Annotated in this window: 9 protein-coding genes; 2 read left to right on the top strand and 7 right to left on the bottom strand. The window is 62.6% G+C overall.

What is annotated here, in order from left to right; genetic code table 11:
* Nucleotides 1-27: 27 nt before the first annotated feature.
* The 4 genes from DM450_RS24350 to DM450_RS24335 all read right to left on the bottom strand — a co-directional run bounded on the left by DM450_RS24350 (nt 28) and on the right by DM450_RS24335 (nt 7,786).
* Complete coding sequence (locus DM450_RS24350) at nt 28-2,301, bottom strand: ParB/RepB/Spo0J family partition protein (RefSeq protein WP_142639927.1); 2,274 nt, start codon at nt 2,299-2,301, stop codon at nt 28-30.
* Between the two features lie 124 nt (nt 2,302-2,425).
* Nucleotides 2,426-6,649: a strawberry notch-like NTP hydrolase domain-containing protein gene (locus DM450_RS24345; RefSeq protein WP_142639925.1), complete on the bottom strand. Its 4,224-nt coding sequence runs from the start codon at nt 6,647-6,649 to the stop codon at nt 2,426-2,428.
* A 34-nt stretch (nt 6,650-6,683) separates the two neighbouring features.
* Entirely contained in the window at nt 6,684-7,550 is an 867-nt protein-coding gene (locus DM450_RS24340; RefSeq protein ID WP_142639923.1) for a toprim domain-containing protein, read from the bottom strand.
* Entirely contained in the window at nt 7,547-7,786 is a 240-nt protein-coding gene (locus DM450_RS24335) for a hypothetical protein (protein ID WP_142639921.1), read from the bottom strand. Before DM450_RS24335 ends, DM450_RS24340 begins: the two co-directional genes overlap by 4 nt.
* A 224-nt stretch (nt 7,787-8,010) precedes the next feature.
* On the opposite strand from DM450_RS24335, the gene DM450_RS24330 reads away from it, so the two are divergent.
* The gene (locus DM450_RS24330) at nt 8,011-8,280 is read left to right on the top strand and encodes a hypothetical protein (RefSeq protein WP_142639919.1); all 270 of its coding nucleotides are present in this window, start codon (nt 8,011-8,013) and stop codon (nt 8,278-8,280) included.
* A 5-nt stretch (nt 8,281-8,285) separates the two neighbouring features.
* On the opposite strand, the gene DM450_RS24325 is transcribed toward DM450_RS24330, so the two are convergent.
* The gene (locus tag DM450_RS24325; RefSeq protein ID WP_142639917.1) at nt 8,286-9,578 is read right to left on the bottom strand and encodes a hypothetical protein; all 1,293 of its coding nucleotides are present in this window, start codon (nt 9,576-9,578) and stop codon (nt 8,286-8,288) included.
* Between the two features lie 112 nt (nt 9,579-9,690).
* Here DM450_RS24325 and DM450_RS24320 point away from each other — a divergent pair, with 112 nt between their 5' ends.
* On the top strand, nt 9,691-10,581 hold the full coding sequence (locus DM450_RS24320; RefSeq protein ID WP_185928878.1) for a lytic transglycosylase domain-containing protein: 891 nt from the start codon (nt 9,691-9,693) through the stop codon (nt 10,579-10,581).
* A 265-nt stretch (nt 10,582-10,846) separates the two neighbouring features.
* Here DM450_RS24320 and DM450_RS24315 read toward each other — a convergent pair whose 3' ends face one another.
* Complete coding sequence (locus tag DM450_RS24315; RefSeq protein ID WP_236549588.1) at nt 10,847-11,644, bottom strand: helix-turn-helix domain-containing protein; 798 nt, start codon at nt 11,642-11,644, stop codon at nt 10,847-10,849.
* A gap of 709 nt (nt 11,645-12,353) precedes the next feature.
* Nucleotides 12,354-13,235 (bottom strand): replication initiator protein A, encoded by an 882-nt coding sequence (locus tag DM450_RS24310; protein ID WP_008831578.1) that lies wholly within the window; start codon nt 13,233-13,235, stop codon nt 12,354-12,356.
* Nucleotides 13,236-13,351 lie beyond the last annotated feature (116 nt).

Genomic DNA, 13,351 nt, shown 5'->3' with positions numbered 1-13,351 from the left:
TCGTCGGTCGGGTCGGATGGACGCTCGTTATTCCGCCGCTTCGGCCCACTGGCTGACGGCATCGTTATCGCCGTAGACTGCCGGCGAGCCGTCATCGATCTGCTGATCGTCGTCGCCTTCGCCGGTGTGCTCGTCGTCGATCGAGACGTTCTCGCCATCATCGCCGTCGTCGGGACCGGAAAGGGCAGCGTCGATCAGGCTGGCCAAATCGTCTTCGACGTCGTCAGGTGCGCTCGCCTCGCCGGTGTCCCCGGCTTCGTCGCCATCGTCATGATCGGTGGACGTCTCGGGGGTGTTGAAGCGCATCGCTGCGGGCACCCAGGCCAGTGCCCTTTCCTTGACGTCGGCCTCGATCACCGCGTCGCCGGCGAACAGCTTCTCGCAAGAGGTCGAGATTTCGCCCTTCTTCTGGCTCGCATGGCGGCCCGAGAGGGCGGGACCGCCGACTTCGTCGAGCAGCGAGAGCAGAGCACCCTTGGGAACGCGGTCGAAGAAATTCTCCGAGGTCGGGCGCCACCACTTGGCAACATCGACTTCGAGCAGCCCGGCAAGGTGGTTCTGGAGGGCGTTCTGACGATGGCTGTAGGTTTCCTTCGCCTTGAACGACCGGGCAACGATCCACGCGAGCCATGCCGCCTTGACCTCGTCGTCCAGCGCGCGGAAGGCGTCGAAGCGATCGACCATGCTCTTGTGCTCGGTCCAGGACGCATCGAGACCTTCGCGCACTTCGGCCAGATAGTCATGGGCGACCGACTTGGGATAGGCGGCACCACGAACCGGATCTTCCGGGTGCGAAGCCCGGATCGTGGTGCCGCAGGTCTCGTCCGTCCCCGTGGACTTGTCGACCATGGCGAACAGCATGTAATCGAGCGCGAGCGCCGGGTTGGCGATCATCGAAGCGCCCAGAACGTCGCGGCGCTGCACCGAAAGCTGGTCGAGGAGAACCTGGCTGAGTGCCTTGCCGCCAGGGGCAGCCTCGTCGGGCGAAACTTCCTTGGTGCCCCCGGTGAAGGTTCCGGTCTCGCCCTCCTCGATGCGGAACGTCGGAGTGCGCGGGGCCGCTTCGCCGGCAGGTTCGCTTTCGATGCCGTCGTCGCCGGTCTCGGCCGCGTCCTCGTCGTCCTCATCGGGTTCGACCATGGTGACGCTGAGCGGTGTTTCGCTGTAGTAGGTGTCGCCGAGTTCCATCCGGCCGTCCTGCGAGAGCGTCAGGAACAGGCCGACACGCGGCGCAAGTTCGGGAGGGAGGATCTTCTCGCGGCGACCGGCATCACGCAGTTCGTCGCTGAGAGCATCGTGTTCGGCATCGAGGGCCTGCCAGGCTTCTTCCTCCAGATCCTCGTCTTCCATCTCGAGGCTGACGATGCTCAGGCGCGCTTCGATTTCGCTGATGCGGATGGTCTGGGCCTCGGTGAGCGGAAGGCTCGGCAGGTGGACGTGGAACAGGCCGCGCGCAGCTTCCCAGGTCGAGTTCGAGGCAACCGGGCGAATCCAGGCGAGGCCGCGTTCTTCACCGATGCGCTTGGCTTCGGCCTCCATGGCGGCCGCCGCGAGGGCCTGCGCGATCTCGGGGTTGGTCCAGCGATCGCCGTTGTCACTGAACAGGTCGCGATCGACGATGCCGCCTGCGGCCACATAGGCTTCCTCGCCGACGAGCCGCGCGACGGGATCGGTCGACTTCATGGATTCGTTGGCGATGACGCGGCGGATGGTGTCGGCGCTGGCGTGGTAGCTGTTGGCGCCATAGCTGTTCCAGACCATCAGCTGGCGCTCATGGCTTTCGGTCGAAGCATAAGCCTTGGCCATGTCGAGCGTCATCGCGCCCGATTTCAGAGCTTCGAAGATCGGCTCGGCGAGATTGGCGAGGCGCAGGCGGCCTTCGACGAAGCGGCGGGTGATGCCGAAACGCTTGGCGACGGCGTCGATGTCGCCGCCCTGGCCGAGGCAGTGCTGGAAGGCCCGGCATTCGTCGGCAGGCGACATATTGAGGTGATGGAAGTTTTCAGCGAGCGAGGCTTCGGAAAGCTCGTCGTTGCCGCCGGTGAGGATGAGGACCGGCACGTCGTATTCGGCTTCGTTGATCTCGCCGCGTTCGGCGAGCAGCTTCAGGGCTCGAAAACGGCGGCTGCCGGCGATGACACCGTAGGAACCTCGCGGCTTCTTCACCGAGGCTACGACCAGGTTCTGCAGGATGCCGCGCGCGGAAATGTCGGCGGCGAACTGTTCGATCAGGTCTTCGCCGCGGGTGCGCACGTTGATGTCGGACAGGACCAGCTTCGCGAGCTTGACGGTCTGGATCATGGGGAAAACACCTTCTTCTCATCGTCCGGCCAATTCACGGACACCCTTCCTCCTCCCCCTCCTCTCCTGACCGACCCGGCTGCATCGGGGCTCGGGCTCGATCAGGATGAAGAGGCGAAGAGGGTCAGGAGGGTTTGAGGATCTCGGTGATGATGGCTTCGGCCTGCGCGACGGGGATGAAGACGCGGGTGCGGTACTGGATGATCTCGGTGAAGGCGCCGAGCGACTTGAGCCACGCAAGCTGCGATGCCGGGGCGTCGACGATCTCGACACGCGGGTTGCCGTTCACATGCGAGCGCTTGAAGGCCATCGGGAACGGGCGCGTCACCTGGACGCTGCGCCCGGCGAGGACGGCATTGACGATCTCTTCGACGGGCATCTCCTCGCTGCTCGCAAGGCCCAGCTTGGTGAAGAGGTCGACGATGCTGTGCTCGAAGACGATACGGCCAAGCCAGCTGTTGCCATTCTTGTCGACGATCCGGTTGACCGCGAGATGATCGGAAGGCAGCGCCGACCAGATTGGCAGGAGGAGGCCGGTTGCGAGGCGCACCGTCTCGGTGTCCAGCTGCTCGGCCGCCTCATTGACTTCGGCCTGCCACTTCGCCCGGAAGGTCTCTTCGTCGATCTCTTCCCATGCCGTCTCGAACAGATCCGCCTCGCGCATGGATTTGCGGCTGCAGGGGCGCTGCAGCTCGATGCGAAGGATCGGCTCGCCCTCGTCGTCCATCCAGGCGTTTGCCCTGCTGCGCAATGCGACGCGGCCCGACTTGCCGTTCATGACGAATGCGGGGTTGTCGCGCCAGCGGACCATGTCGAGGATGCGTTCGAGCGAGATCGGGTTCTTGCGCCGCGCGATCTCGATCGTGAGAAGGTGCGTGGTGGCGCCGGTGCCAGCATCGGTCCGCAGGATCGTGTCGCTGATGACGCGGGCGCTGTCGGCCGTGATCGTCTCGACGCCGACATCGAGGGTGCCGGCCTCGCGCGCGGCGGCGACGCGGGTTTCAACGAGGGTGAGGTATTCCTCGAAGATCCTGTTCTGCAGCGCGATCGGCAGGGCCAGCAGGCGATTGAGCCAGCGCTGGATTGGCGGCAGGTCTTCCTTCAGGACACCGTCGCCCTCGGAAATCTCAAGGCCGCTCAGACCCACGAACTCGGTCATGTTGGTGCTCTTGAGCTTGCCGAGATAAAGAAGGTGGAACCACGACACGAGGGCGTCCCTTGCGTATTCACTCTCCAGGTTGTCGGCAGGATCGAACAGGCCCTGCCCTCCGGTCTGGCGCTGGCCGCGTGTGAGAGCGCCAAGACTGTCGAGGCGGCGAGCGATCGTCGAGGTGAAGCGCAGCTCGCCCTTGCAGTCGGTGGTGACGGGACGGAACAGCGGCGTCGATGCCTGATGGGTGCGGTGCGTGCGGCCGAGCCCCTGAATGGCCCGGTCGGCGCGCCAGCCCGGTTCGAGCAGGAGATGGGCACGTCGGTCCTGGTTCACGGCATCGAGGCTGGCATGGTAGGACCGGCCAGTGCCGCCGGCATCGGAGAAGACGAGCACCTTCTTCTGATCGTTCATGAAGGCGCTGGCCTCGGCCTGACTGGTGCGCGCGGTGCGGGTCTCGACCTTCTGGCGGCCGTCCGGGCCTGTGATGAGCCGCTTGGATCGCCCGGTGACTTCGGCGATGCGATCCGGCCCGAAATGCTCGATGAGCGCATCGAGGCCGGACTTGATGGGTGGCAGCGCGCACAGATGCTCGATCAGGTTGTCGCGCGCGGCCATGGCTTCGGGATTGTGGACCGGGTTGCCGTCCTCGTCGCGCATGGGCCGGGAATGCAGGGCGCCGGTGTCGTCCTTGAAGACCTCCATCTGGTGGGTCGGGAAGGCGCGCTTGAGGTAATCTACGATCTGGTCGGTGGGCGACAACTCGATCTGGGGCTCGGCGCGTTCCTCGGCCGTCATCTCGGAGAGACGTCTGTCGAGGATGGCCTCCGCCGTTGTCACCAGCTGCACGACCACCGAATGATCCTGCTTCAGGTGCCCCTCGATCGCCGCGATCACGGTGGGCAGCTTCATGGAAAGCAGCACCTGGCCGAAGAAACGCTGGCGCGTCCCTTCCAGACGCGAACGGGCGGCGGCCTTCGCGCCCGAGTTCAGCGTTTTGCCCTCGAGGGCGTCGACCACGTTTGTCGCCTCGAGCGCGGCAGCAAGGTTGGTGTTGATGACCTGCCATGCCCGGCAATAGGTGTCGTAGATCTCGATCTGGGCAGGCGTCAGTTCGTGGCGCAGCACTTCGTATTCGACGCCGGCGAAACTGAGCGCGCGCGCCGTGTAGAGCCCGAGCGCCTTCAGGTCACGCGCGACCAGTTCCATCGCGGCGATGCCGCCCTGACGGATGTTGGAGATGAAGGATTCCCGGTCCGGGAAGGAGGTTTCCGGGCCCCAGAGGCCGAGGCGCACGGCATAGGCCAGGTTGTTGACGTCCGAGGCGCCGGTGGCGGACGCATAGAGCACGCGCGCATCGGGAAGATGGTTCTGCAGAAGGACGCCGCAGATGCCCTGCTGCGAGCCTTCGGTCTTGCCAAGAGCTCCCTTCCCGCCCGCGACACCGCCCATTTCGTGGGCCTCGTCGAAGGCGATCACGCCGTCGAAGTCGGGGCCGGCCCAATCGAGGATCTGCTGTAGGCGCGTTGCGTCAGAGCGGCCCGATCGCAGCCCCGGATACGTGACGAACAAGGTGCCTTCTTCGAGCGTGATGGGCTGGCCGATCTTCCAGTTCGAAAGCGGCTGCACGTCGGCCGACAGGCCGCCGAGCGCGGTGACGTCGCGGCGGATGTCCTCGAGCAGCGGCTCGTTCTTGGTGACGAAGATGTGGCGGCGGCGGCCCTGCAGCTTGTTGTCGAGGATACAGGCAGCGATCTGGCGGCCCTTGCCCGCGCCGGTGCCATCGCCCAGGAAGAAGCCCTTGCGGTACTTGCGGCCTTCAGGGTCGATGTCGAGGCCAACGCCCTCCTTGGCGGGCCTGAAGGTGCCCGGCAGCGTCTGGTTCCAGGCGTGGCCTGCATAGACGACGGTTTCGAGCTGGGAAGAGGAGAGGAGCCGCTCGCTGACGGTGCGCTCGGGCAGATGGGGGATGTGATCGGGGATCGGCGCCGGGATCGAGCCCATGGCGACCGACTCAACGAGCGCGGTGGGGTGCTCTCCTGCAGCGTCGAAGACGATGCGGCTTGGCCGGTACGGCAGGTAGACGCCGACCTGCTGCGCCAGCGGTGCCGGGGTGTCCAGCTTGCGATAGCCGACGGGCAGGACCGCATTGGCCTTGGGCGCGTGATAGGGGCGCGGCGCGGCCACCTTGGTCTTGCGCGCGGCGCCGAACAGTGAAGTCGCCTTCGCGGGCGCGACGCGAGCGGGAAGATCGTCTGTGGGCTGCAGATTGATGCGCGCGGGGATTTCGACGGCATCGAGGAAGTCGAGGACGGCTGCGCGCTCGATGACGGCGGGCATGAGGTCGCCGGCGATCTTGTCGATGACATAGAGGCGAACCGCAATGTTGGTGCCATGCTTGCGATAGCAATGCTCGAGGCGGAGCGAGGAGCGCACCGTGCAGCCGCTCAGGATCGCTTCGTAGGCAGTGCGAAGCCGCGCGCAGGGCGTGAACCAGTCGGGCATGATGGCAACGACGCGCCCGCCTGGGCTGACCCGCTTGATTGCCGCCTGCAGATGGCGCAGCGCCGCCAGGTCATCGGCGCCGCGGCCGATGCTGCGCGAGAACGGCGGGTTCATGAGCACGACGCTTGGACGCGGGAGATCCGCGTGAAGGGCGACCAGCGCCGCGCCATCATGGCCGGTGATCGTCGCATCGGGGAAGATATGCGCGAGCCGTTCGCGGCGGCGCGGGTCGATTTCGTTGAGCTGGAGGATGCGGCCGCGCGGAGCCTGGGCGATCAGGAGGCCGTTGCCCGCGCTTGGCTCGAGCACGACATCATCGGCGCCGATCGACGCGAGCAGCATGGCCAGCGCCGCGATGTCGGCGGGGGTCGAGAACTGCTGCAGCTCGATCTGTTCCTCGCTGCGCACGGTCTGGGTCGGCAGGCGCTGCATCAGCGCGGACGAAATGGCGATGTCTGCAGGGGCGTTGATGTGATGGCGGTCGCTTGCGAGATGAAGGGCGAGGGCATGCTCGAGCATCTCGAAGCTGTCGCGCTGGGTCCAGCGCCCGTCGGCATCCGTGCCGCCGAACGCCTCCACCATGGCATCGTTCAGGTGGCGCCTCGAGATAGCGGCACCGGTGGCGAGAAGGGTAGCGATCGTGCATGCCGCCGGCGCATCATTGACGTGCGTGAGATCGAGAAGGTCGCGCATGGGGGTCTCCTTGGGCTCTCTGCCGAACGGCAGATCACCCTTCCCCTCCCCCTCCCCTTTTCTGCGTCTCGAGGGCTTCGAGCGCCTGGGCCCAATCCTTGAAGCCCTTCGGGAAATCGACCCGGATCACACGGTTGTCATGGGCGTAGCGGTGCGATGCGCGGTTTACCGCCCGGCGTCCGGCCGTGTCGTAATCGCCTGCCAGGATAAGTTCGGTCACGCTGTCAGGGATCGTCACCAGGCCGAACCGGCGCGAGCCGAGCGTTGCCCAGCACGGCAGTTTGTTGATGCGGCTCCAGGCCCGCGCAGTCTCGAAGCCTTCGGCAAGCCCGATGGTGGGGCCGATACCGCCTCCGCGCCATGCCCCCATGCCGAGCGAACCGATGGTCGCCTTGGCGGTGTAGCGCGCGGTTTCAGGATCGAGGAAGATCCGCTGCAGGGCGACAAGCCGCTGACCTTCGCGCACCGCGACCAGCAAGGCGGGCTTGAAGACGGTGTTGGGCTTGGCGCCATGCGGGCAGCGCGGATGAAAGCGCACGTCACCGGGAACGGGAAGCAGGAATCGCGAGGCCAGATAGCGTTCGCCCAGCGTGCCCGCGACGGACTGCGCCTGGGACCAGAGCCGCTCGATATTCGCGGTGCCGGCGCGCACATTGTCTGGCGGCGGCTCGTAGTGGCGCGTGATGGCGATGCGATCGAGTTCGCGCAGCACGTCGATGGAATCGCAACCGGCAAAGCAGGTCACGAGGATGCCGCGATCCCCCTGCCGGAGGGACAGGCTGGGGGTGTGGTCATCATGGGCCGGGCAGCGGCACATGGCCCGGGTTCCGTGCCAGGTGCCGCGCAGGGTGCCGACGATGTCGATGAGCTGCTGCGAGGGGCGACGGGCGACGATAGTCATTGATCGTTGCCTGGCTGTGCCAGCGGCATGACACGCGCGATCGCGTAAATGGCTTCGCTGTTCTGGAAATAGGAGGCCACCGCCCGATCGTCGTCAGGATGGGCAGGCAAGCCGATGGTGGCGGAGCGGGCGCGCACATAGTCGACAAGCGCGCTTTCGGCCGCCGGCTTGCTGGGGTGAATGTCTACGATGTCATCAGATCCCGGCTCGCTGATGAAGAGAACAAAGCGTTCCATGGGGAGTTACCTCCATGACGCAGATGCGCGGTAAGGCAGCTGCTTATGGTTGAAGGGCGTTTGGCCGATCTGCTCGGTCCACTCCCTCTCTTCCCTCTCCACTCTTGCCGCATTTGTCTGTGAAAATACTTGATAGTCCAACGATATTATCGATTTACCTGTAAGAATGTAGGTTTCGGAATCGGATGCCCTGGTAGAAAATTACAGGTATAGCGGAAGGATAGATGTCACAGTTCACGCCTCTCGAGATCGCCAACTGGATGGCCATTTACCTCGCAACCAGCCTGTGCTGTGCGATTGCCATGGTCCTGTCGGTCTCGGTCGCGCTGCACGGCATCTGGAACGATCGGATCTGGCAGGACGCGCGCAGCGTCAAAGGTGCTGCGTTGCTGCTGCCCCGGATATGGTGGCGCTGGCAGAAACTCTATCTGCTCTCGACGCCAGTGACGCTGGGCATCATCGGATATTTTGCGGCCAGCCTTTCCTGGCGCTGACGGTCTCAAAGGCCGAGCCCTCGAAGAAGCGCGCGCCGTCCCGTGTGAGCGTCATCGTCCTGCCGGTCGATGGTCACGATTTGCCCAAGATGCGCCATGCGTGGATGCGTGATGGCCTTGCTCGCCTCGTACTCCTCGGTTTTGAAGCCCATGGCCTCGACGACAAGATTGCGGATCTCGCCGGTCTCGCGTGATCTTGCCTCGATCAGGAAATCCGGGCGACACGGCCCATCGGGTGTCAGGGTGTCGAAAACCGGTTTGTCGATCGCGAGGTCAATGCCGCGGCCGTGCAATTCCTGCTGGGTGCGCAGGATGGTTCGGAGAACGTCGCGCTCGAAATCGGAATCGACCGGCGCGAACAGGCGCCCATTGAGGATGGGCTGGGCATAGGCGCGCAGCGGCGCGTAGCCCTTGGCCTCGGGATATTTGCCGATGACGATGATGACCAGGAACGGACCCGCAATCGGGTTGCCTCGCACCGATGGCGACTGGATGCGGTTGGCGATCGTGACGGTGTCGCCGTCAGGCAGCGTGATTTCCTGTCCATGAATGCCCTTGGCATAGAGAAGGACAAAGCCTTGCGGCGCATGGTCGCGGGGCCATCTGTCCTCCAGCGCGCGCAGCGTGGCGTAGACGGCGCGCGCCTGCAGGGGCTTCGGGTGGGTCCAGAAGGCTTTCTCCAGCTGGATTCCCGGCGCGATCTCGATCAGCCCCGCCGCTCTGGTGAGCGCCGCGAACTCATGCCGGATCGACCATTCCTCCCGATAGGCGAGCGGAGCAATGCGGTTGACGCCGGCAGCGGCCATGAGGCGCCAGAGCAATCGGGCCAGCCTCGGGATCGAGGCGTGTCGGGTGCGATCGTCGTTGGAATCGTCCTCGGGGCGCTGCGCCAGTTTCTCCGGCGCGGGTTTAAGCACCTCGAAGAAGCCTGAGGGTGGCTCGAGCGGCGTCGATCGCGAGCGTACCTCGCTGATGCGGATCGTCACCTGGTCGCGGAAGAACGGGCAGTCGGGCAGATGCTCGGGCCGCTTCGAACTGGTGAGCCGTCGCAGATAGTATGTTTCTGCCTCGGAGAGAAAGGCCGGCGTCAGGATGGCGGGAGCCTTGTCGGCGCCTAGACAATCGCAGGCGATCCACCTGTGCCCGATCCGGGCCTGCTGGACGAGCGTGATGCCGGCCTGTTCGTCGTGGACCGTGCCTTTGCCGACGTACCATCGAATCAGCGCCGCGCGCAGATCGGGGGGCAGAGGGATGCGATTTGAGCCTTTGCCGTTGGTGTCGCGGGGGACGAGCCACATGCTGGAAGCCTTCCAAAGCCTTTTTCTAAAAAAGTGTTCGTGAGCTTGGCGGCGTTGACAAGGGCAAAGGCGGTGAACTCCAATTCTCTTATCAAGGCTTTGGAGGGTTCATATGCGTGTACATCGAGCATCGGGACTGATCGCGTTACTTTGCATCGTTCCCAATAGTGTGAGCGCGGGCGAAGTAAAAACGACGCGAAAGGTGGAGCTTGTCGTCATGGGGCAGCCTGTGCCGGAGGCGGACGTCTCGCCGGTAATGCCGGTTGCTGGATCTGACGCGGGTATTCCCGAGGCGTTCCGCGTCCATGATCTGTCGCGCCGCTATGTTGAGTATCAGATGGGGCAGGAGTTTTCTGCGCCGGCAGTGGGCCAGGGCGAGCTTGCAGCCTCGTATGATCTGGCGGCGGCCGGGGTTGAACCGGTTTCCTCGATCGCGGTGCCAGGGTGGATGAAAGGGCAGTATCCTACGCTTGCTGCAGTCCCTTTCACGCCGGGATGCGCCTCTCTTCCCTATCGTCCATCGGGTTTTCTGAAGCCGGATGCCGAGGCACGCCGCGCCGCCTATTATGGAATGATGAGTGCGATCGCCTGCGAGCACGGCATTCCGACCGGGCTGTTCGACGCCATGATCATTCAAGAGAGCCGGTATAATCCGGCAGCGACCTCGAAGATGAAAGCCTACGGCCTGGCGCAACTGATGCCGGGGACTGCGGCCCAGCTTGGGGTTAATCCCTACGATCCCGTCCAGAATCTGCGCGGCGGCGCCCGTTATCTGCGGACCCAGCTCGACACGTTCGGGCAGGTGCATCTGGCGCTGGCGGCCTATAACGCCGGGCCGGGCCGGGTTAAAGGCGGGGTTGTTCCGCGGATCAGGGAAACGCAGGGCTACGTGGCGACTATCCTCGATAATTGGTCGCGGCTGCGTGGATATGGTGCGGTACAGCGACGGGCCCGTTTCGTGCCTGAGCCCAAAGGCCGCACCGTAGCGGTATCGGCATTCTGATCCCTTTGAATTTCGCGCCTTTCCAACCCTTCGTAAAGCGCGAGGGCATGAAAAGAGAGCGGAAGAAGTCGCATGCTCCCCCTGGGAGCACGTGGCGGCGTAGCCGACACTCCTGAGGGTGCGGCTTTGTGCGTTGGTTTCTTGTGTGAACTGTTGATGCTGCCTTGGATCGTCAGGTCGGCGTGTTGGCCGACTTAGGCCAACTCCATTTTCCCTTATACAAATAATATTTGGTTTGCGGTTAAGCGCCATAATGAACCTCGCGCTATGAAGCACATGAAATGGCCACCTTTGCCCTCGCTGATGCTTTACGTTCACGGTCTTCCTTATTGTCCATTGCAGCGCCAAGCTGGGCAAGGACGCCGCCGAGCACGCCGCCCACGGACATCTTTGCAAATTCCTTGCATGAGAGGGACGCGACCATCGCGCTGACCTGCTCGGCTTCATCCGAACGGCGCCAGTCATCGTCAACGGGGGGTGGTGCAGAGCGCATCCAGCGAGGCGTATATCGATGAACGCTCTTGGGCGTTAGAATGCGGTAGACGTTGGAAGTCTGCTTGAAACGAGGTCCAGGCCCATCGGCTTCAACCCGTTTGAACCGGCGCTGCCGGATGATGAAGCCGATGACTTCCAGCACGGCGAGAGCGCGCCTGACTGTGGAACGGCCAAGCCCTGTCGCTTCAACGAGGTGGTCGTAACTGGGATAGACTTTCCCGGCGCACAGGCGCGCCAGCTTGGTCAGCTCTTCGTAGATGCGCACAGCCGAGGCCGTAAGGGTCGTGAGCAGCCTTTCAGATGCAGTGAGGCTGCGTAGGCCCGCCTTGTGCTCGCGCAACAGCTTCCTCCCGGCATCGAGTGCATACCTGGCCTTGGCCAGCATGCGATCAGGCTCGCCCTTGCTCGGCACCTGGAAGAAGGTTTCTTCGAAGGTGTTCGCCTCGAGGCTGCCCGCCCTTACAGGTGCCCCGGTGCGATGCTTCGCGCCGGAACGGGACTTTTTAGTATTAACTGGGACACCGGACAGCACACTTTGTGCCGTATCACCGACTGCATAGATCCCCATCGTCATCCTCCTTGATGGAGGCTGGACCAGGCAAAGAGGTTCCTTGGCGCAGAACGCGCATCCTTGCATCGGGGACCGGGATCGGTTATGTCGGGTCTAATGTAATGGACCGTTAGCGGTTGGCGCCGCTGACATACCCGATCGAAATTCGATCGCTGAAAATGGGATGCCCGGCCTTAGCGCCGGGTTTTCCTTTATTTGGTCACAGCCAAAAACTCCTGCTTCAGAAACAATTCACCACCGATGCGGCATTGCCTCGCTGTAGTGTAAGCATGCGATCGAGAGCTGATGCATGCGCGAAAGACAATTGAATCGGTTCTCATTGAATGGCTGCATCGCAGTCGAAGCCAAAGAGGTTTGACTCGTGCTTTGACACGGAAAACTCATTTTTCTTTCGTGCTTTGACACGGAAAAGTGTGCTTGCGATGATCGTAGGCAGAGTCTGCTTGCACCCGTTCCGCAGAACAGTTCGTGTTTTGACACGGAAAACTACCTGATGGCGAGCGTAGGCCAAGTCCGGTCGCCCCGGTCCCAAACAAGAGTTCGTGCTTTGACACGGAAAACCCTGCTGAGAGGGACGATCTCGTTGACGGCTTCAGGGGGACGGACGATTCGTGCTTTGACACGGAAAACCTCTGATGGGGTTCTTTGTTCGTGTCTCAAGCAGTACGTAGAGCTCAGGTATGACTTGTACTGCAATACTCATGCATCAATCGAACAATGGAAGTGTCTGATTGTCCAATTGCGTGATTGGGATGGACGAGAACAACACGATCGTCTTTATCTTAGGTCGCCCACCACGAGCCGACGGTATTTTCTCTTCGGCTAGGCGAACCTCATATTCCGGCAGAGTCTGGTCTTCAGCTACGACGCGTAGTTGCCTTTTGAAGTGCTCAAGTCCCCGCTTATCAGTTGCGCATCCAACTCTTTCAGCAAGGGTTTCCATGTCAATTTCAAAGCCCGTTTCGTCAACGCAATTGAATTTGGCCAACTCATACAATCGCCGTTCAATCGGGCCGAGTTTGAAAAATCCCAAATGGTAAGCGGCAATGCGCTTGTCCTGCAGGATGGCGCGATATAGCCAATCGCATACCATCACTTCGATTTTCTTGACCCTGCGATCACCATTGCTGGATTTGATGTACTTAATATCGGCCTTCAGAAGCCACGAGAAAGCGCTGTCCGAACCTTCTCCCCCGGTCTCAATGTTCGTGATGATCTGAGTGCCTTGGAGGCGAGCCAGGGAAGCTTTGAGCATGTCATAGGATCGGGCTGACGGGTTGGTGCTCGTCACGCGAAATAAATCATTCGCGGTGAAGCTCATCACCCGGTCGACCCTTTCACCGCGATCCATGCGTTCAGCCATGAGGCTGGCGATATATAGAAGAATTTCCTTGTCATAAATCGTAGCAACCCCTGTTTTACTGGGGTTGATCTCGATCCGCGCGGAGCCGTTTTCAAAGACCATGGGGGTCATTTGAGGCCGTTTGGAGAGGGCAAAGAATGGAAACTCCGCAACCGTTCGCTCCCCATGCACGTCCGCGTACAGTGGGCTGTCGAGTTCGAAGAGGTCGCGTTGCTGGATATCCATACCTAGGTGCCTTGAGCGGTTAGCGATCGAAAGCATGGTTCGCACGGTGTGCGATGTCTATCTCGCTTTGTTCCGCGGCTTAGTTTTCCGTGTCAAAGCACGAACATTTGCTGTGG

The sequence above is a fragment of the Sphingomonas sp. IC081 genome, from assembly GCF_006874585.1.
Taxonomy (GTDB): Bacteria; Pseudomonadota; Alphaproteobacteria; order Sphingomonadales; family Sphingomonadaceae; genus Novosphingobium.
This window is presented reverse-complemented; position numbering and strand designations above follow the sequence as displayed.